Source organism: Methanosarcina vacuolata Z-761 (assembly GCF_000969905.1).
Classification (GTDB): domain Archaea; phylum Halobacteriota; class Methanosarcinia; order Methanosarcinales; family Methanosarcinaceae; genus Methanosarcina; species Methanosarcina vacuolata.
The window spans coordinates 1,066,866-1,086,250 of sequence record NZ_CP009520.1; the positions used below are offsets into that span (position 1 = coordinate 1,066,866).

16 protein-coding genes and 3 tRNA genes are annotated in these 19,385 nt (G+C 41.4%); 3 read left to right on the forward strand and 16 right to left on the reverse strand.

Features of this window, described 5'->3' with window-relative positions; all coding sequences use genetic code 11:
- Nucleotides 1–162: 162 nt before the first annotated feature.
- Nucleotides 163–2,505 (forward strand): tetratricopeptide repeat protein, encoded by a 2,343-nt coding sequence (locus tag MSVAZ_RS04535; RefSeq protein ID WP_048118582.1) that lies wholly within the window; start codon nt 163–165, stop codon nt 2,503–2,505.
- 352 nt (nt 2,506–2,857) lie between these two features.
- Here the strand turns inward: MSVAZ_RS04535 and MSVAZ_RS04540 are convergent, their stop codons facing one another.
- A complete protein-coding gene (locus MSVAZ_RS04540; RefSeq protein WP_232316217.1) occupies nt 2,858–4,243 on the reverse strand; it encodes an ATP-binding protein in 1,386 nt (461 codons plus the stop codon).
- Between the two features lie 205 nt (nt 4,244–4,448).
- Here MSVAZ_RS04540 and MSVAZ_RS04545 point away from each other — a divergent pair, with 205 nt between their 5' ends.
- Nucleotides 4,449–5,216, forward strand: a complete 768-nt coding sequence (locus MSVAZ_RS04545; protein WP_052727880.1) for a DUF429 domain-containing protein — start codon at nt 4,449–4,451, stop codon at nt 5,214–5,216.
- A 119-nt stretch (nt 5,217–5,335) separates the two neighbouring features.
- On the opposite strand, the gene MSVAZ_RS04550 is transcribed toward MSVAZ_RS04545, so the two are convergent.
- From MSVAZ_RS04550 to MSVAZ_RS04575, 6 genes are all read right to left on the reverse strand, one after another.
- Nucleotides 5,336–5,420 (reverse strand) — tRNA-Leu (locus MSVAZ_RS04550).
- A gap of 117 nt (nt 5,421–5,537) precedes the next feature.
- A tRNA-Leu gene (locus tag MSVAZ_RS04555) sits at nt 5,538–5,622 on the reverse strand.
- Nucleotides 5,623–5,941: 319 nt separating this feature from the next.
- The gene (locus tag MSVAZ_RS04560; RefSeq protein WP_048118588.1) at nt 5,942–6,742 is read right to left on the reverse strand and encodes a DNA-directed RNA polymerase subunit D; all 801 of its coding nucleotides are present in this window, start codon (nt 6,740–6,742) and stop codon (nt 5,942–5,944) included.
- A gap of 84 nt (nt 6,743–6,826) precedes the next feature.
- Complete coding sequence (locus MSVAZ_RS04565; RefSeq protein ID WP_011305118.1) at nt 6,827–7,207, reverse strand: 30S ribosomal protein S11; 381 nt, start codon at nt 7,205–7,207, stop codon at nt 6,827–6,829.
- Nucleotides 7,208–7,209: 2 nt separating this feature from the next.
- The gene (locus MSVAZ_RS04570; protein WP_048118591.1) at nt 7,210–7,863 is read right to left on the reverse strand and encodes a 30S ribosomal protein S4; all 654 of its coding nucleotides are present in this window, start codon (nt 7,861–7,863) and stop codon (nt 7,210–7,212) included.
- A gap of 22 nt (nt 7,864–7,885) precedes the next feature.
- Nucleotides 7,886–8,374 (reverse strand): 30S ribosomal protein S13, encoded by a 489-nt coding sequence (locus tag MSVAZ_RS04575; protein WP_082091031.1) that lies wholly within the window; start codon nt 8,372–8,374, stop codon nt 7,886–7,888.
- 487 nt (nt 8,375–8,861) lie between these two features.
- Here MSVAZ_RS04575 and MSVAZ_RS04580 point away from each other — a divergent pair, with 487 nt between their 5' ends.
- On the forward strand, nt 8,862–9,629 hold the full coding sequence (locus tag MSVAZ_RS04580; protein WP_048118594.1) for a class I SAM-dependent methyltransferase: 768 nt from the start codon (nt 8,862–8,864) through the stop codon (nt 9,627–9,629).
- A 227-nt stretch (nt 9,630–9,856) separates the two neighbouring features.
- Here MSVAZ_RS04580 and MSVAZ_RS04585 read toward each other — a convergent pair whose 3' ends face one another.
- The 9 genes from MSVAZ_RS04585 to secY all read right to left on the reverse strand — a co-directional run bounded on the left by MSVAZ_RS04585 (nt 9,857) and on the right by secY (nt 19,335).
- Nucleotides 9,857–11,425: a hypothetical protein gene (locus MSVAZ_RS04585; protein WP_048118597.1), complete on the reverse strand. Its 1,569-nt coding sequence runs from the start codon at nt 11,423–11,425 to the stop codon at nt 9,857–9,859.
- A complete protein-coding gene (locus MSVAZ_RS04590; protein WP_048118600.1) occupies nt 11,418–12,125 on the reverse strand; it encodes an ABC transporter ATP-binding protein in 708 nt (235 codons plus the stop codon). The genes MSVAZ_RS04585 and MSVAZ_RS04590 overlap by 8 nt, the downstream gene beginning before the upstream one ends.
- 860 nt (nt 12,126–12,985) lie before the next feature.
- Nucleotides 12,986–13,068, reverse strand: a tRNA-Ser gene (locus tag MSVAZ_RS04595).
- 210 nt (nt 13,069–13,278) lie between these two features.
- Nucleotides 13,279–14,280 carry an RNA-guided pseudouridylation complex pseudouridine synthase subunit Cbf5 gene (locus MSVAZ_RS04600; RefSeq protein WP_048118603.1) on the reverse strand — a complete coding sequence of 334 codons (1,002 nt, stop codon included), beginning with the start codon at nt 14,278–14,280 and terminating at the stop codon, nt 13,279–13,281.
- A 402-nt stretch (nt 14,281–14,682) separates the two neighbouring features.
- Nucleotides 14,683–15,225: a (d)CMP kinase gene (gene cmk, locus MSVAZ_RS04605; protein WP_048118607.1), complete on the reverse strand. Its 543-nt coding sequence runs from the start codon at nt 15,223–15,225 to the stop codon at nt 14,683–14,685.
- On the reverse strand, nt 15,225–15,845 hold the full coding sequence (locus MSVAZ_RS04610; protein WP_048118610.1) for a DUF106 domain-containing protein: 621 nt from the start codon (nt 15,843–15,845) through the stop codon (nt 15,225–15,227). Before MSVAZ_RS04610 ends, cmk begins: the two co-directional genes overlap by 1 nt.
- Nucleotides 15,846–16,564: 719 nt before the next feature.
- Nucleotides 16,565–16,843 (reverse strand): sugar-specific transcriptional regulator TrmB, encoded by a 279-nt coding sequence (locus MSVAZ_RS04615; RefSeq protein ID WP_048118613.1) that lies wholly within the window; start codon nt 16,841–16,843, stop codon nt 16,565–16,567.
- A 281-nt stretch (nt 16,844–17,124) separates the two neighbouring features.
- Entirely contained in the window at nt 17,125–17,772 is a 648-nt protein-coding gene (locus MSVAZ_RS04620; RefSeq protein ID WP_048118616.1) for an adenylate kinase, read from the reverse strand.
- A gap of 84 nt (nt 17,773–17,856) precedes the next feature.
- Nucleotides 17,857–19,335 carry a preprotein translocase subunit SecY gene (gene secY, locus MSVAZ_RS04625; protein WP_048118619.1) on the reverse strand — a complete coding sequence of 493 codons (1,479 nt, stop codon included), beginning with the start codon at nt 19,333–19,335 and terminating at the stop codon, nt 17,857–17,859.
- Between the last annotated feature and the right edge of the window lie 50 nt (nt 19,336–19,385).

A 19,385-nucleotide genomic window follows, 5' to 3' on the forward strand; every position in this document is an offset into this window, starting at 1 on the left:
AAGGAGCTTACTGGAACTTCAGATTTGTACAGGTACGGTAAGACTTTAAAAACTATTCAAATTAAGAGTACGGCTTGTTTTACAGTGATGGACTTTACGTTTATTTTTTGTATGTTTTATATATAGAGATGCCTTTTATTACCTGAATTACAATCTACCTCTATGTCCAAACAGATTATGGATGCAATATCTCGGATTCTCGATACCTCTTTAATGCAAATTAATACTGAAAAATCTAAAAAAGCGCTTGAAAACCTTGCAAAAGCCGAAAAACTTTCTGAAAAGACAAAGCGACCTGACTACATATGTTCGATCCTTATGTTAAAAGGGAGAGCTTTGCTTGCCGAGAAAAGGAAGGAGGAGGCCCTGGAAGAGTTCCAGAAACTAATAGAATTTATTGTGCCCCTCTTTCAGGCTGACCCCGGAGAACCTGTGCATCAGTACTATACCTACAATTCATTTGGTTTTACTATAAAGGCACTCTCTGAGTTTGACAGTGTTTCAAAAATGGAGGAGTATTTATACAGAAATAAAAAAGATATAAATCAAATTCTTGCCACTTATGATAAGCTTATTGCCAGAGTTCCGGATAACCCGGAGTACATACATAATTACTTGAAATTTTTGGAAAATATCAGTACCTTTCACCTGAGGGCCCAGAAGACTGAAGCTGAGCCAGACCTGGTCGAAAGAATCGTGCAAAATTATGGGAAATTATTTGAACTGATATCTGGAAAACAAGAATTATTTGATAACCTGAAGATGATAACCGAACAGTTTAGAGATTATTGTCTTGTATTTGAGAACTTTGAGGAAGCAAACCGGGTCTTTGGGCAGATCGAAGAAATCTATAAAAAAATCCTCATAAAAGAACCCGGCAACAAAGTTGTTTCTTCTCAGCTTTTATCCTTATACGAAGTTTCCGGGGACCTGTACACAAAACTTGGAAATATAGAGAAAACTGAAGAAACATACCTCCGGGCTATCGACTTCCTGAACGAAAAACTCCAGAAACATCCTGGGAATAGTTCTTACATCAAGAAACAGCGCGAAATATACCTGACTCTCAGTAGGGTCTTTTATGAAGAAAATAAATATGAAAAAGCGACTCAATATGCTGAAAAATCCCTTGAAATACTCAAGGAATTAGCCGGGAAAAAACCGGAGAACCTGCGATATCAATACAAGATTTCCGACTATTTTACCGAGCTTGGGGAGCTTTTTGGAGATATCGGGAACACAGAGCGTGCAAAAGAATGCCGCATGCAGGAAATCGAAATATACAGGAATATTCATGAAAGAGACCCTGAAGACGAAATAAGTGTAGCAAATATAGCCGCCACCATCGACCAGATCGGCCACCTCTACGCAGGAAAGGGAGATACGGAAACTGCAAAACAGTACTATGAACAGGGCCTTGAAGCATTTGAAAAACTGTTTGAATCCTATCCCGAAAATACTGACCACAAAGTAAGTATCTCAAATACCCTGGATTACATCGGGAGAATGTATGATGCGGATCTTGATCTCGAAAATGCTCTAAAATACTATGAAAAATCCCTCGGAATAATCGAAAACCTGGTGCAAATGTACCCGGAAAATGACATTTACAGGGAAAATCTCATCTGTACACTGAAGGACGTTGAAGCCTTTGCTGTCAGGCAAAAACAATATGAAAGTGCAATCAAGCACCGTGAGCGCATCACAGAACTGAGCTTCCAGATTGCCAGCGAGAATCCCAAAGACCGGGACTACAAAAAAGAACTGGCTCTTTCCCACGAAGAACTTGGGATGCTTTTTGAAAAAGTAGGAAAACCGGAACTTGCAAAACAGCAGTACTCAAAATCAGCCAATGTTTACAGGAATATCCTGCAAGATAAAAACGAAGAAGATATCGTGAAAGACCTGCTGGCTATGGGATTCCAGAGGCAGGCAACTGTGTTCATGCATGACAAAAAGTATGGTCTCGCGAAAGAATACCTGGCACTTGTCCGCGATTACTATGAGGACTTATACGAAAAAGCTCCTGAAAAACCGGAAAACTGGAAAAGAGTCTGTGAAATTCGGATCCTTAACGGGATTTTACATGAAAACCTTGGGAATTACGATGTAGCTATCCCAATTTATGAATCGGTCTTCCCGATTCTGAATAAACATCTTGAGTCGGACCCCGATAACCTTGAATACCAGTCAATAATGAGTGTTTTAGAGACCCAGTTAGGCATTACATTTCATTCAACCGGCGAGTATGAGAAATCAAAAGAGGCCTTTGAAAAAAGTATTCTCCTAAACACACAAATACTTGAGGAAGGCCCTGAAAATTTCTTAAATCTTGGTGCGGCAGCAATAACATTTACAGAATATTCAAAGTTACTCACAGATATGGGCAAAGAAGAAGCAGAAGAATACGCTGCAAAAGCTAACAAAATAAAGGAGAAACTTGATAAAATGTGCGGGTCTGATGGAGTTATGACGGAAGATCAGGAGCCTGGAAAAGAAGTTTGAAATCCAAAAGAACAGATTTTCATAAAAACAAATTGCATGACAGGGTGTGTAATAACACCCTTATGTTTTTCCTGGCAGCCCATCAGTAATAAATTAATGTTTATTCAGGTTCTTCGTGTTTTTGTGTGGGTATCCCATAATATTCTCATAAAAACCAATGCGGTCTTGAATTGAAGATCATCTTATCACAGGGAATGACGAAGAGCCAAATTAAATAGAACATGAAATTTTGTTCCCTTTATGTTCTCATTGCCCTTTTTGGATTGATTTCTCCTTTTTACAAATGATTAATCAAATTAGATTAATAATCCCAAAGACATTTCTTCTTTGGCAAATGCTCAACTCGAAAAAATCAGGGAATAAGCTCTTCCAGTTCCCATACAAGGAATCCATCATCTTCCAGGTGTTTTCTGCCTTTGACTTTTCTGGCCACTATCCCTACTTTCAATTCCTGACCAGATATTCCTCTTACTAATTTTGCTTTATCGAGTGTTAACTCCAGGATCTCTCTGGCCTCGCTTTCACCCAGTTCTTTATTCTTGACCTCAATTGCCAGGACTTTTCTCCCCTGGCGATTTACTCCAAGAATATCAATCTCATCCCCCTTCCTATTCCACCAGCTCCCTATATCCGGATAATCGCTGATCGTTTTTTCAACCAGCAGTTCACGAACAATATCCTCGAATATCTTGCCTGTGTAACTCTGCCATTCCTTTCGAACCTTTTCCAGCATGGGAGAATAATTGCCTGCCATATACTGGCTGTACATAGGATATACGAAGCGACCATAGAACCTGAAGAAATTATCTTTCAGGAAATACCGTCCTCTTTTGCTTTTTTCAGGACTGTCCGTGACAGGTATCCGGTGTTCCACTACTCCCAGCAGGTCTATGAGGTCGTAAAAATATGGTGACAATGAGTTGGAAGAGACATGCGTCAGATCCGAGATCTCGCTCATCGAGCATCTTCCCTGCGATATTGCTGAGATTATCTCATAATATGTGGAGTGCTCCTTCCCAAATTCTTCAATTAGAATGTCCCTCACTTCATTTTTAAGCGGTGCAAACTCGCTGAATATCAGCTTTTCAAGGGCATCGTCAAATCCTGTGCACTGATACTTTTCAAACAGGCGATAGTAATAGACAGTCCCTCCGAAAAGGAAGTACAGATTCAGTTTTTCTTCCGGATCTTTTATGCCCATGTCACCGAGCATCTCAAATGTCTCAAGGACCGTAAAGGGTTTTATAGTCAGAATATTGTCAGCACGTTTGAAGAGTGGAGCCTGTTCCTCAATGAATATTTTTCTTATCATGCCAATCGAAGACCCGGAAACGATAAGAAAGACTCTGCAATTGTCTGGCTTCATGTCCCAGTACCGCTGAAGCTGAGTAATGAAGGATGGGTATACTTTCTGGAACCTCTGGAATTCATCAATCGCTATTATCAGGTCCCTGTCATAAGAGGTTATAAACTTGAGGAAATTCTCCGTTTCATCGACTTTTATGTAATCCGGCAGGTCCAGTTTCTCCTTTAAAAGCTGGTCGAATTCGTCCATCAGAATGTCGATGCTCTTGTTGCTGTCAACGAAAAGATAAAGTGCTTTCCTGTTCCCTGTGAACTGCTTGATCAACTCGGTTTTTCCTACCCTTCTCTTCCCTGTTATAACGAGAAAAGATGGTTTCCCCTGATCGAGCAGTTCCATAAGTTTAAGTTCTTTCTGCCGGTTGTAGAATTGCATAATGATTATTTTTGTAATCATTATATTTAAAATTATTCTTGAGGGGATTTCGGATTCATTTTAAAGCACAAAGAATGTTATGCCTGCTGTATCCTTCTCGTTTATAAGCCATTAATTCAGTTTTTACAGGCATATGAAAGGACTGTCAACTATGCCTGAATAATAACAAACAACTCCCTTCAAAGCTTCCTCTGAAAGGTTCTATATGCCTAAACTGCAAACCCTGCTTATGGACAAAAAAGTGTTTGTTGGTGTAGACGGGTGCAGAGCAGGTTGGTTTGCAGTTACACTAACAGAAACTGATAGCTTTGGTGTATTTCAGTTTCCTAAAATCTCGGATCTCTATAGCTATTTTTGTGATGGCAATACTCATGTGCGTATACTTGTGGACATCCCTATTGGTTTAGTAGATAGCAAATCCAACTGCAAGAAAAGGTTCTGCGATATAGAAGCTAGAAGCTTATTAAGACCCTACAGGCAATCCAGCGTTTTTCCAACTCCCTGTAGAGAAGCCATCTATGCAAAAAGCTACGAAAGCGCTTGTGACATCAATGAAGAAGTTACAGGCAAACGACTTACAAAACAAACATGGGGAATCGTTCCAAAAATCAGAGAAATGAATGATTTTCTTATAGCCACAGATTCTGCTAAGGAAAAAATAATAGAAATCCATCCTGAGATTTGTTTCTGGGCTCTTGCCGGAAAGCCGATGGAGCATTCTAAAAAAGAAAATGAAGGCTTTAACGAAAGAAAAAAGCTGCTGCAAGAAATTTGCACTTTTACAGATGAAATTGTGCAGAATGCACTTTCCAAATATAGACGTAAAGACGTAGCAAGAGATGATATCCTTGATGCTCTGGTCGCCTCTATAACAGCAAAGTTATCTTTTCAGAGAGGATTAAAATCTATTCCCGAAATTCCTGAAAAAGACTCTCAAGGACTTCCTATGCAGATAGTTTATACAACGATTTGATAATAGGATTCATAATGTTGGAAAATGAAACTACAAAAATCAAGTACAGAAACCTGCAAAGATTAAAATGGACTTGCAAATCAGAAGAAAGCAGAGAAAAGCAAAGAAAAAAAACTAAATGCGAGGGATGGGATTCGAACCCACGAATTCCTACGAAACTAGGCCCTCAACCTAGCGCCTTTGACCTGGCTGGGCAACCCTCGCATAGCGATATCTTACAATAAAGAATTTGAAATTCTTTACAAAAATAACTTTTAGAAACGTATGAAAATTTGAAGTTTTTAAGTTAAATGTTTTAAATTGACAGATTAAGAAATTTAGTGCGAGGGATGGGATTCGAACCCACGAATTCCTACGAAACTAGGCCCTCAACCTAGCGCCTTTGACCTGGCTGGGCAACCCTCGCATTTCGTATTAATCTGTGTCTAATCTATGTTTAATACTGTTTCATTATGATAATCCGGCGCGCTTTACGCCTTGTACTCCCTCACAATATCGTGGATAATATATAAACGTTTCGAGCCGTGAAGGTCACCGGGAATAAGTTTTGGAAGAGCACAAATAAGACAGAATGTCTCCTGCAGTACTCAGATACAAAATAATAATAAAATAATAATATGTAAGGCGTAGAGAGTCCAAAGAAATATCTACTCATTGAAATATTCCGGGCTCTATTGGGCCTTAACCTCAAAAAATTGGATATGGGCCTGTACCCGAGCTGGAGCTCAGAACTGGTCCAGAATGCTCAAAAGTTCTTCAGCTCTGCCTTTGACCACATTTGACGCATTAAGGGCAAGATCTTTGGCTGTGTAAGAACCATCGGACTCCATTGTAAACACAAAAGCGTTCTCATCGAAGCTAATGTTTATTGCGTGGATGTCACAGACCTGCTCACAGAGCTTGCAGAGTGAGCACTTCAGGATATCCTCGTCAGAAACTCTGGCACCTGATTCTTCAAACCGTATAATGCCTTTCGGACATTCGGTTGCACAGTGCCCGCATGCATCACAGTTTGTAATGGTTATAATAGGCACGTTCTTGTAGCCGCAAGCGACTCCTGCCTGCCATTTAACACTATCCCTGCCGTAGCCCATATGAGCGAGAGCCTCAAGCACAAGTTTCTGCCCTTTTTTCAGTTCAACAATCGGGATATTGAGATCAGCAGGCTGTATCTTCGGGTCAGAGGATATAAGATCCCGTGAATAAACCGTGCACGGACCTTCTGCACTCAGGGTTAAGGAAACCTCGCAGGCAGGACAGCCCTCTCCTCCGCAGACATCGCATTCTGCCTGTGGCACATACGTCTCTACATCCGTAACAAGCGGGATTAAGGACAGACGTAGAGCCAGTTGCTCATCATAGAGTACCGATGTATTGTCGTAAAGATTCACATATTCAATCGCAAGCGTTGGTACATCTGCGACCATAGCGCGCCGAATGCCGTTGGCAAAAGATGTGCTAACTTTTGAAAGCACGAATTTTGCAGATCTATCCGATAACTCCAGAATGTCTACTTCCATCGTCATATTCCTTAATTTCCCTTATATTTTAATGCATTCAAAAAGAGAATTTTAGAAGAATTTCCTGAAGAAATTCTCTGGAGAATTCTCTTAAACACGTCTTCCGCCTTTCGGGCGAGTGCCGTCGTGCGGGACAGGAGTAACATCTTCAATCCTGCCAATCCGGATTCCTGCTCTTGCAAAAGCCCTGATTGCAGCCTGAGCGCCCGGGCCCGGGCTTCTCTGCTTGTTCCCGCCAGGTGCTCTTACCCTGATATGGATACCGTGGATACCCTTATCCCTTAGCTGGTCAGCAAGCTGTCCTGCCATCTGCATGGCAGTATAAGGAGAGCTCTCATCTCTTGCAGCTTTTACAACCATACCACCGGAAGACTTTGCAATGGTCTCAGCCCCTGTGATGTCGGTTACAGTAATAATTGTGTTGTTAAACGAAGATTTGATGTGAGCTACGGCCCATTTCATGTCTGCCACGATTATCTCCTCCCTCTCTTTCTCTTTCCGCCGCCTCTTTCAGGAGGTTTCTCTCTAGCCTGTTTTGCTTCTGCAACAGCCCTTAAAGTAGTTGTGCTGTCTGCTAGGACAGATGCCACCTGCACAGGCCTTTCAGGGTGAGATTCGCTAACAAGCGGAGAGGTTCCATAGTACCCGATATGCATTTCATCTTCCTTGGAGACGAGCATTCCAGGAATTGTAGCCTTTCTACCGTTTATTGCGATATGTCCGTGAGTGATAAACTGGCGAGCCTGGATGACTGTCCTGGCGAGCCCGAGACGGAGAACCTGGGTCTGGAGTCTCCTTTCGAGAATATTTTCAGTTTTTAAGGAGAGAATGTCGTCAATGTCAGCGTCCGACTTGATGATACCATAGCGGATAAGCTTCGCAAGAATTTCCTCGGACTGGGTCTTTTGATGTCCTTCAAGTCCTCTTTCCTGAGAGTTTGCAGCGCTTGCAAGTAATGTTCTGGCTTCAGACCTGTACATCCTGAGCTTACTGGCTGCTTTCCAAACTTCTCTCTTGTTTCTGAGGCCGTATGCTTTTACAAGCTGGACTTCAGATGCCATCCTGGCTTCCTGCCAGGGGTGCTTAGGAGTCTCGAAACTTTTACTTTGTTTACCTGGATATGCCATTTAAAATCACCTGACCGGAAAATCACTTCTTCCTGCTGACACCGACAGTTGACCCGCGGCGGCCTGTAGATTTTGTTCTCTGACCTCTAACCTTAAGGCCTCTTTCATGCCTGAGTCCTCTGTAAGCGCGGACCTTCTTCAGGTTGTTAATATCTTCCCTGAAAGTCAGTAAGATATCTGTTCCAAGCAGGTGCTTGTCCTGTCCTGTTGCCAGGTCTTTTTGCCTGTTCAACATCCAGGATGGAACAATCTCCTCAAAATTCCCGATTGCGCGGTCTAGCTTTGCTACTTCTTCATCTGGCAGATATCCAAGTGTAGCAGTAGGGTCTACCCCTGCGCCCTTTGCGATAAGGATAGCTGTGCGCCTCCCTATTCCTGGGAGACCTGTAAGGGCGTACTCTACGGGTTTTGCCCCCTGCAGGTCGGTATTCATAATCCGAACAAGATGCCTTAATTCTTCATTATTCTTTTCTTCTACCATATATTCCCTCCAGGGGAATGTATACAGCATCCTGTAGCCCCTGATCGAATACCCTAAAAGAATACACGAAAAAGTCAGGAGCAGCTCTCTAAAGGAGCTTCTTTACAGCACATACTGATGAATTCATTTACATGCTGTTACCAGTATATAAGGATATCTGCGTTTATCCCTAACTGAAAGCGATGTTCGGAAGGACTAAAAGTCAATAGCAGTTATGTTGGCCGTGGCTTGATATCAGATATGCTGTAAAAATGTAGAAAAGCATCTTCACCAGCAGCAACATAGTTTTTTCAAAGAAATAAAAATAGGTCGGTTCAAAGGCAGTCCTTCATAAAACAGTAATGCTGTGACCTTAACCACCCTTCGGGAAATATTTCCCGAAGAGAGTCTTCAAGAGTAAATGTGGGACGAAGAGACATGGAGATACAGCTATAAAGGTAATCTCAGATAAAAACACCCATAAGAGAAGGAATTTAGTGCTTAACCGATGACCAATGGAAGATAAGGAGTATGAACAATGGAAGAAATAACAATCCACGAATTTGATTTTGCCCTCATCAATGAATTTTTCACAGAGCTTGACCGGCAGGGACCCGGCAGCCCCGAAGAAACCATCAGAGCATTAGGTTTTATCGACAATCTTTCAAACAAAACAAAAATCGCCGATTTAGGTTGCGGTACAGGCGCTCAAACAATGGTTCTGGCACAAAATACAGAAGCAACCATCACCGCCCTCGACCTCTACGCCGGCTCGATTGAGAAACTTAACGTAACAGCCGGAAAATTTGGTTTACAGAACAGGGTAAAAGGTATTGTCGGTTCAATGGACAATTTGCCGTTTCAGAATGACGAATTTGACCTTATATGGTCTGAGGGGGCTATTGCCAATATAGGTTTTGAAAAAGGCTTGAATCACTGGAAGAGGTTCCTCAAAAAAGATGGTTATATTGCCGTAACATATGAGTCATGGTTTACTGATGAGCGCCCCGCTGAAATTGAGAAGTGGTGGTTAGACGCAGTTCCTGAAATTAGCACAATTGGGCATAATATTTCCATCATGCAAAAAACAGGTTATATCCCTGTTGCCGCATTTACGCTGCCTGAGACTTGTTGGATAGACAATTATTTTATTCCGCAAAAAGCAAGGCAAGAGGAATTTTTGAAAAAACATGCGGGAAATAAAACCGTTGAGGATCTGATTGCACTTATGAAGCGTGAGGCAGACCTATATTCAAAATACAAACAGTATTATGGATATGTATTTTACATTGGGAAAAAGATGTAAAATAATAATGGTTTACGCCGCCACTTCTATTGGAATGTATTGAGGAAATGACACGGTTTGTGGATGGTGGTGGAAACACGACACTTAGATAATTTATAGTTAGTTTTTTCTCCTCTTCGCCATACCACTTCGGACCAACTTGGCCTGAAGTCCCGGAAAAGAGTTACCCTTATGAATAGAAAACGCAATAATATCTGACCTCTTTTTTAGTTTACATAAAGCCGCTATTACCGCAGCTTAAATGTCTTTGGTGCAAGCCTGTATGCAAGAATCAAGGCGACGGCGATATATACAATGCAAAATACTGAAATCAACGTGCCGAAAATTAGAGTCGGGACTTTCTTACCGATGGCAAAATAACAGACAAAATAAGTAAAGGAATTAACAATGGCAAAAGTGCCACTTTTTATTTCTAGATTGATATTATAGGGCTGCAAAAGATAATATAACACCATGTTGTGCACCGAAAAAAATACCGACATGGCGATAATGGAAACAAACAGCAGCACATAATTAAGTGCGTTATCCGTTCCGCCTGTAAACCATAACAGAATCGGGAGCCCGAGTGCAATTACCGAAGCGGGCATCAAGTTTATCAATAGAATGGATTTCAGCCGTTCCGTAAAGAGAAACAGAATTGCACGCGGTTGCCTGTAAAACCGGTAGGCAAGCATACTGTGGTCACAGTTCATAAACATGGCCTGGGTAATAACCTTTCCGCGATTAATAAAATACATGATGAACAGAAAATAAGGCAAAAAGGTCAGCATCATCCCGTTTATTTTCGGTTTTGCTTCCGGGAAAAGAAAACAGGCCATGATGGAAAGCACAAGCACTGCAAGGGAAATCAAGGTGATATGTTTGGCCGATTTGGTCAGCAGACTGCTGTGCCGCTTAACAAAAAGGTCGTTGAAATACTGATAACCGCTTTTGCTACTTGTTGCCTTAAAGTCTATATTATTTTGCAAAGATTTTTGAGTAGCACGTGCAGCCATATCTTTTCTGTTCATAGCAAAATTATCCGCTGTGAGAAGTTCCTTGCAAATCCTCCGGTATTCAGGGAATTTGAGTACATACGAAAAAGAAAACACAGCCATAACAGCAAAAATGACAAACAGAGCGAGAAAAACAGCTCCGTTCATGGCATAGCCGATAAACGGTGGGAGATATGCCGCAGCCAATGATACAGCAATGCCAGCCAGAGCAACCGAATTGAGCTTATTTTCATTTTTTGCATGGCCGGTTCTGACATAATCATGAAGCGCGAGGGCAGTAAAAATCAGTTTTACGGAAACAACAAAAAGCGGCATCAAAAGGCAGATAGCGGTAGGCACTCCGGAAAGCCGTCCGAGAAGCAGCGTGAAAGGCAAAAACCCGACAACGATTTTCAAAAGGAAATAGAAGTAATTCGAAAGCGTATACTCCCGCGCGTTCATTCGCATGAGAAAAATGGCATAATACTTGTCTCTGGTGGGATGAAATATGTGCGTGTTAAGGAAACCGCCCGTAATAGTGAGAAAGAAAAACATATGCATGAAGCTGTTCGCGGGGCTGCTTTTCATATGATCTTTTAGAAGAAAAATAATAATAAACAGATAGAGCAGTTTGCCAAAAAACATCGAGATGATCTCCCACAGGATGCTGACAAAATTGGCAAATATTTTCAGCCCCGGGCTTCTATAGAGCGAGACCGGCAGCAGCCTGTTGATGACAGGGATGGATTTGAGCGAATAGATGAAGCCATTAGCTTTATACGTGTTTTTCAGCCTGAAGGACATAATGAAAGCTTCAATCATACTCATCCCTCCTGAGGGCCTGAATAATTTTATTCTTAAAGGCCTCGTTGTTGAGGTCATCCTTTTCCATTTTTTCCAGAACCCCGCCGCTCAGGATTACTATCTCGTCGCATAAATCCAGCGCAAGCTCCATAATATGAGTGGAAATAATAATAATGTGGTCTTTTTTAATCTGGCGAAGCAGAGTCTTCATCTCGTCGGCGACCACAACGTCAAATGAGGTCAGCGGCTCGTCTAAAAGCAGAATGGCTGGATTTGCGATGAAGCTTACAAGCATTTGCATCTTGTTTTTCATACCATGGGAATAATCTTTCAAAAGCCTGTCGCGGTCCTCGCGTCCGATCTTTACAAAATCGAAATATTCGTCAATAGGCTTAATGTCCGGAATTTTATTCACGTTGATGTCAAGAAAGAACTTTAAAAACTCCCTCCCTGTTAAGAACTCCGGAACGACTGGTGTCGACAGAACATATCCGATATCGTCTGGATAAACTTCTCTCTTTACTCCATTTTCTTCAAAGAGAATTGAGCCGCCGTCAATCCTCAAATCCTCATTGATGCAGTTAAACAGCGTGGTTTTGCCTGAGCCATTTCTCCCGAGAAGTCCGTAAATTTCCCCCTTTTCAAAGGCAAAGCTCGCACCCCGCAAAACCTCTTTTTTGTCAAAACTTTTTACGATATTGTTCAGGATTAATTTCATTTTCAATGTTCCTTCCCTGTTTGTTTCCGATTATTTTATTTCGTTCCCGCCTGAAATCAATCGATCATCTTTCAACGGTATTCGTACCCTGACATTGTCAGATCAACTTCTTTTTTCGATAATAATTCCTGTATTATTCCATCTCTCCCATGCTTTTAAAAGATTTTTATTCACAGTTTCATTCTGCAAATCCTATCTCTTTTAATTGAGAACCTTTTCTTTTACAAACTTACAACCAGTTCCAGCAAAAATATAGGCATATTAGTCCCAGGAGCAAGAACTTATTCAACTTCAATCAAAACCTCAAGTATTTATGATCCTTTTAACCTGCTTTTTATAGGAGAAGTACTCAACACTTCAGGTACAGTGGAAATCTTCCTCTTGGTCTTTTTTTTGAAGGGATCCCAACTATGGTTCTTCAAGATAAAACTGAGTATTAGAAACTACATTCACAACAAAACCGAGATGCTGCAGATTTAAACATAATTTTGAAAAGGTTTAGAAACGTAATGTAGTGCATCGATTCCAAAGTATGTCAGAAATGAATTTTTTGAAAACCACTGAAAGCACGGAAGACACGGAAATCAGTAGTAAAGGCGTGTTTCTTCCGTGCTTTCCGTGTTTTCCGTGGTTGTAATATCCAGATAGAATCACTCTGCGACCGGCTGCGTTTTCCGTGTTACAAAATTCCATATGACTTTAAAGTAATATTTGCGTCATAAACTATGTTTATTTTCTTATTATGTGCATATTTGAGAATCGATATAGTAGAAAAGACTTAGAAACGTAATGTAGAAAAGGCTTATAGCATAATTTAATAGAGGCTTATAAACATAATTTAAAAGAGGCTTCAGAAGATACGCCGAGGGGGAGATTCGAACTCCCGAGGGGCTAGGCCCCACAAGCTTTCCAGGCTTGCGCCCTACCACTAGACTACCTCGGCACATGCATTACAAAACTTATACCTAACCTTTGGTCAAGCTTTCTTTTAGAAAGGTTGTGGTCAAGCTTCCCATTGGAAAGATTGGCATAAAGCTTATGGCACGACTTATACCATAACGGAAATAGTGATATATAAACCTTATTCTAAAAGATGAGGGTTCCAAAAATATTTTATGTGTTATGGCTTACCGCCATACTCCTTTTACTCCTTCTACTCCTTTTTATTCCAACCTCTTGGATAAGTTCCCGTCTCCATCATAATCCGGACCGGGGTAGCTGCAAGTCCGGTCGAAGCTTTGAGGAGCTCTTCTGTACTCATTTCAGCCTTTGCAAGGGCAACAAGCTCACCTTTAAGAGTAAACAACGCTGTAAGCTCTCCTTTCTTAAGGTTTGCATCTAGGCTTGTTATGCCCGGAACTGCCAGAGTAGCTCCTGAACAGACTGCATCTACTGCACTGTCCCGCAGGATAATTTTGGGAAGGTGAGATACAGCCGTTTCCATTGGCATGATTACACGCCGGATTTCGGACTCATCCCTGTCTTCCTTCCAGAATACATATGCATCTTTGAGATCCTGGAGAGTGACAAGTGTTTCCTCGGTAAACGGGCCTGCTTTTGTCCTTCTGAGTTCCTGCATATGTCCGCCGCAACCAAGAGCAAGCCCAATATCATGGCAAAGTTTCCTGATGTAAGTACCGGCTTCGCATCCTACACGAAAGAGCACAAAACTCCCTTCAATTTCAAGCACTTCAAGGTAATAGATCGTCCTTACCCTGACAACGCGTTTGACAGCTGATTTGATAGGAGGCATCTGGTAGATAGGGCCAGTAAATTCCTCACAGACCTTCCTGACTAGTTTTTGAGGCATTTCCTTATGAAGCTTCAAGAGACAGACGTATTCCTTTCCAGAAAGACGCAGAGCAGGGACCGCCTTTGTAGCCTTTCCAAGTAAGGCGGGCAAAAGCCCTGTAACCTTGGGATCAAGTGAGCCTGCATGCCCTGCCGTACCTACGCCCAGAATAGCTTTTACCCAGGCTGCAACCTCGTGGCTTGTCGGCCCCTTTGGTTTATCAATATTTACAACCCCTTTCTCGATATATTCGAGAATAGGGCGCTTTTCAGGGTAAGAACCGTAAGAGGGGTTTGTCCAGGCGCCGGATTTCCGGACCAGAGTTCTTTCAGTTTCGGACGGCAATTTGCCAGCAGGTGACATAGTTTTTCAAAAACTCCTGAATTGAATTTATAGACGTAAATATGATAGATATACAGTAACTTGTAAATAGGCATAATGAAAGCGAACCATAGTGAAAATAAACCCGAGATTTATAAATTTGAGAGTCATAAACCTGAAATTTATAAATTTGAGAGTCATAACCCAGAGATCTATAAATTAAATAGTTATAAATTAAAGAGTTATAAATCTAAGATTTATAAAAAGATTTACGGAAATTCCCATATGCATATAAAAAGGAATTCCAGCATTATTAATTCAGCATTAATTAAGAGAGAGCATATGCCGAAGACCTGTGGTTGCTGTAATATCAGTATATCACGTTCCGGCAAATAAAACTCTACGCCTTGTATAAAAATCCAGCCTTTAACATATTAAGGGAAATTACTCCGGCCCCACGATGGAATCGATAGCGGCCCTCAGAATATCAAGAATCTGGTACTGGTTCCATTTTTCAGAATCAATAACAATGTCGTAAATAGAGAGGTCATCAATATTGATATTGTAATAGTTCATATAACGGAGGGCCTCAGATTTTTCCCTCTCAACTGTTTTTTCGAGCTCTTCGTCAAAAGAAACTGATTTTTCTCGCCTCAGGATTCTTTTTACCCGTACAGGCAAGGGAGCCTTTATCCAGATTTTAAGTACATTCGGGACATCTTTAGCCATATGGCCTGCAAGCCTGCTTTCAAGGATGAGCTGTTCATGACTGTGGATAACATCCCTCTGATTTTTATCAATAGCCAGGTCAATTGAAGGGTCTTTTTCGGCCATAGCTCCGAATTCTGCCAGGCTCATTCCCTTCTCCCTGGCTATCTTCCTGAAAATTTCACCAGAGGAGATCAGTTCAAGTTCATAGTATTCTGCAAGGAGCTTTGAAACTGTTGTTGTCCCACTTCCGGGAAGCCCGCTAACCGTTATTCGCATCAGACCCCACCGATATCCAGTGCCTTTCTGATAAACTGGCTAACTCCAAGAGAACAAATGAAGTACCAGTACAACCAGTTCTGGAAGTACCAAAAAGCATGGGTTGTCAGCAACTGTTTACCCCAGAAAGGAAAAACCATCGTGGCACTCCCGTGCCCGCTGATGTAATAATAAGCCCACATGAAGAGAGGAACGGAAATGATACTGATGTAAGCCATAGGCTTGAACTGCTGCTTGGACATCTTCATCTGGTCTTCCATCATTGCCTGGCGTTGTTCTTCCAGTTTTTTAAGCATATAAGTGTTCTGAGAAAGCTGTGCCTCTCGGAATTCCTTCTGGAAAACCTTCATGCGTTCCTGGGTATTCCTCATGAGGTCCCAGTCAATTGTGTATTTCTGGATAAGGGATGCGTAAATAGCAGTAATAGATGCCATTACCAAAAGGATTAGAAAGAAATTCTCCTGTCCGATCAGAGCAAGTATGGGATTCATTAAAGTCCCTACGCCTTCCCCGACAGCCTCCCTGAAACCCTGTCCAAGGACCATAATCCCAATCATAAGGGAAAAACCGAGAGCCAGCAGGAACCGGTCTATCTGATTTTTTAATGTCTCTGAAACCAAGTTGTCCTCACCATTCAGATTCAATAGTTATTCTGAGATCTTCAAATGTAAAAGAATTCCAATAATAGAAGCTTGGCAAGCTTAAAGTATTGTAAAGTCGTGATAAATCAGCTCAATTACGGAGCCAATTTTAAATGATTACGCAGGTTGTTCTGGTTAATAAGTGTCGATGTATATATAAGTTATACTATTCAATGAAATTACGGCAAAGTACTCCCCGGAATAACAATGAAATCATATGAGGGGATAAGCAAGCGAAACCTTGCAGAGTTTAAAAAATCCGTTGTTAGAGCAGACTTTGAGCTGGTAAAAATATGTCGTAATAAGATATGAAGACCCTCAATTTGAGGGCAAAACTCAGCGTTTAAGCAAATTATAGAAAAAGCGAAACCGAAGAGACTCAAAGCCTTGAAACCCCCTGAGTAAAAATTCTTTGTTTCAGGTTAATACTTTGATTATTTCAGGTTACTACTCTGATCCTTTCAGGCTAATACTCTGATTATTTCAGGTTAATACTTTGGTTGTTTTAGATTAATACTGAGGGTTGTTTCAGATTAATACTCTGATCCTTTCAGGTTAGTACTCTGATTATTTCAGGTTAATACTCTGATCCTTTCAGGTTAGTACTCTGATTATTTCAGGTTAATATATCGGTATTTTCGGTTAATTTTTCGATCAGCGTTAAAATAGATTAAATCTGGCTCCAATAATCCCAATAATCAAAGGTATTTCCCATCCAGTTCTTCTAAAATTTTTTTTCCTTCTTCTGTCAGGATATACTTTCTCCACGTGGTTTTTTCAGGAGTCAAACACTGAATTAAGCCCTTACTCTCAAGTTCCTTTAAAGCATGGCTGATATTCTGTGTGGATCGGCTTGCCTCATGAGCAATATCCGAAGCCCTTACAAAGGGGTGCCTTTTCATGGAGTCCATCAGAATCAAACGGCGATCAACGCTGATAACCCAGTTCACCAGTTCATCGATCGAGTTTTCAGTCATATTAACTCAGCTTCTCCGTGTGTAGTTTTTGTTGATATAAATAGCCACATATTATTTAAATACAAATTATTTGAATCAAATGAATGCGAAAAAAGCAAGAACATTTCGATAAATACAATATCCGCTGATAAAATAGAAAGGTCAGAATATTAAATAAAACGGAAAAGTCAGAAGATTTACTATAATAGAAAAGTCGGAATATTTAATAAAATAGATAAGTCAGACGATTTAATAATATAAAAAGTCAGAATATTTAATAAAATAAAAAAGAAATGAAGAATTCAGGCAAATTTTGTAAGAACTGCCTTTATTACTTCAAAGACCTCATCAATATCTTTTGTACCGTCTAGAGTTACCAGAAATCCCTGCGTTGTGTAATACTCAATAAGGGGTTCGGTCTGTTTTTTATAGACATTGAGACGGTTCTTGACGGCCTCTTCTTTGTCGTCATCGCGCTGAAAAACCTTACTCCCGCAAATATCACAGACATCATCTTTTTTCGGCGGGTTAAAAGTCCTGTGATAGCTAGCACCACAATTGCACATAAGGCGGCCGCTTATTCTTTCTACCAGTTCTTCATCAGGAACTTCGAGGTTGAGAACAACATCTATGGGCTTATTGATCTCATCAAGGATGCCTGCAAGAGCGTCAGCCTGAGGTATTGTTCTTGGATATCCGTCAAGGATAAAACCTTTTTCACAGTCCTGTTCTTTCAGACGGTTCTTAATAATCCCTATAAGTACCTCATCAGGAACAAGTTCTCCTTTGTCCATATATCCCTTGGCTGCAAGCCCAAGCTCTGTTCCTTCCCTGACATTTGCCCGCAGGATATCCCCTGTGGAGATCTGCGGGATTCCATAGTTGTCAACCATTTTTTTGGCCTGGGTGCCTTTTCCGGCACCGGGGGGCCCAAAGAGTATTATATTCATTTGAAGATCCCTGTGTTTATCCTTTAGTTTGTTTACATTACATCTCTCTTATTCGAGTCCTTATAACAGCTCAAAAAGAACCTCTTACTGTTCCCCAAAGAAGGAGCGGATCATTGGGTGCATTTCCATCATCTGCTCGGAAGCTATGTCCTCATAGAGACGATATACGATACTGACAGCCAGCAAAAGTCCGGTACCACTTGTACTTCCAAGAGTACCGAGCAAGCTTGCAATCAACGTAAGAATCCCTATGAAAGCTCCACCTATTACGGTAACTTTTGGGATATAACGCTGGGTAACTTTTTCAATACTGCTAATATTCCTCCTGAAACCCGGAATCTGCATACCTGAATTGAAAATCTTCTGGGCAGTGGGTTTAGCTCCCATACCAGTTGTTTCTATCCAGAAAAGTGCAAAGATGATTCCACCTACGATAAGCATAGTAGCATCTGTAAAGACATGAAGTACAATCTGCCAGTTTGCAGGTGTGACCGCCCCATAACTTGAAAAGGACTCTTTCACAAGAGATGGAATCCAATCGTAAGGACTGTGTATTGGAGCAAGATAATACATAATCCCGTTTAGAGGCGTAGATCCATGGAACTCTCCAAAGAAAGTGATTCCACGACTGGCAAGAATAATTCCAATCATCTGGATATTAGCCTGAAGAGCTCTGACAAGAATCATCGGTAAGACTGATGCATATATCAACTTAACAGGAAAACGGCCCCTAGCTCCTCTAACCGCACTATGGGCGAGAGGGATTTCGATTCTTGTACTTTCCACGTATACCACAAGTAAGAAGATAACAACTGTGCTTAGCAGTGCAAGAATTCCTCCTCTTACCAGCATGAACACTACACCCTCACCTGAGAAGAGGTAATCTGCTCCGACGTTCTGGGCGATATAAATCCATTTTGGAATCAGCCCGACCGGGAGCCCGGAAGAATCATACTGCCAGTTAAAGATCCCTGTAACAATCTGCTGGGAGATTCCCGCAACAATGAAAAGTCCTACTCCTGACCCTATGCCCCACTTGGAAACCACTTCATCCATGAAAAGGATCAGCGCGCCTCCAATAAAGATCTGGATAAGAAGCAGGAAGGTGATTACTCCCGGGCCTACACTTAGAGCAGAAGCAAGTCCTGTATCCGGCTGGATATATCCACCAAGTAGCTGCGGCAGAGCTTCCAGTATGATCATGACAAACACAAGGAACTTCTGAGCTCCCTGAAAGAATGCCTGATCTTTGGGATCTGACAGGTCCAATTTAATGATATCTGCTCCAACAAGAAGTTGCAGGACAATCGAAGCCGTTACAATAGGCCCGATACCTAGGAGAATTAAAGATCCCGACGCGCCTGCAAAGAAGGCACGATAAGATTCAAAAAGGTCAACCGAGTCCTGGGACATCCCAAAAAGCGGTACATTTGCCAGAGCAAAGTACAGCAAAAGGACTCCCAGAGTCCACCAGAGCTTATCCTTAAAATGGACGTGTTTTTCCGGACTTGCTACTGCAGGTAACTTGTTAAAAAACGGTTCTAACGTATCCCTGAGAGTCATCGATTACACCATTCAAAATATAGTTTATTATAATATTTAAAATGTTAGAT

Coding starts and splice junctions, on each gene's coding strand:
- secY (WP_048118619.1), bottom strand. CDS start 19,335: ATGACTCTCAGGGATACGTTAGAACCGTTTTTTAACAAGTTACCTGCA.
- MSVAZ_RS04535 (WP_048118582.1), top strand. CDS start 163: ATGTCCAAACAGATTATGGATGCAATATCTCGGATTCTCGATACCTCT.
- cmk (WP_048118607.1), bottom strand. CDS start 15,225: ATGCGAATAACGGTTAGCGGGCTTCCCGGAAGTGGGACAACAACAGTT.
- MSVAZ_RS04540 (WP_232316217.1), bottom strand. CDS start 4,243: ATGCAATTCTACAACCGGCAGAAAGAACTTAAACTTATGGAACTGCTC.
- MSVAZ_RS04615 (WP_048118613.1), bottom strand. CDS start 16,843: ATGACTGAAAACTCGATCGATGAACTGGTGAACTGGGTTATCAGCGTT.
- MSVAZ_RS04575 (WP_082091031.1), bottom strand. CDS start 8,374: ATGCTGTATACATTCCCCTGGAGGGAATATATGGTAGAAGAAAAGAAT.
- MSVAZ_RS04585 (WP_048118597.1), bottom strand. CDS start 11,425: ATGATTGAAGCTTTCATTATGTCCTTCAGGCTGAAAAACACGTATAAA.
- MSVAZ_RS04545 (WP_052727880.1), top strand. CDS start 4,449: ATGCCTAAACTGCAAACCCTGCTTATGGACAAAAAAGTGTTTGTTGGT.
- MSVAZ_RS04580 (WP_048118594.1), top strand. CDS start 8,862: ATGGAAGAAATAACAATCCACGAATTTGATTTTGCCCTCATCAATGAA.
- MSVAZ_RS04600 (WP_048118603.1), bottom strand. CDS start 14,280: ATGTCACCTGCTGGCAAATTGCCGTCCGAAACTGAAAGAACTCTGGTC.
- MSVAZ_RS04590 (WP_048118600.1), bottom strand. CDS start 12,125: ATGAAATTAATCCTGAACAATATCGTAAAAAGTTTTGACAAAAAAGAG.
- MSVAZ_RS04560 (WP_048118588.1), bottom strand. CDS start 6,742: ATGACGATGGAAGTAGACATTCTGGAGTTATCGGATAGATCTGCAAAA.
- MSVAZ_RS04620 (WP_048118616.1), bottom strand. CDS start 17,772: ATGAATATAATACTCTTTGGGCCCCCCGGTGCCGGAAAAGGCACCCAG.
- MSVAZ_RS04570 (WP_048118591.1), bottom strand. CDS start 7,863: ATGGCATATCCAGGTAAACAAAGTAAAAGTTTCGAGACTCCTAAGCAC.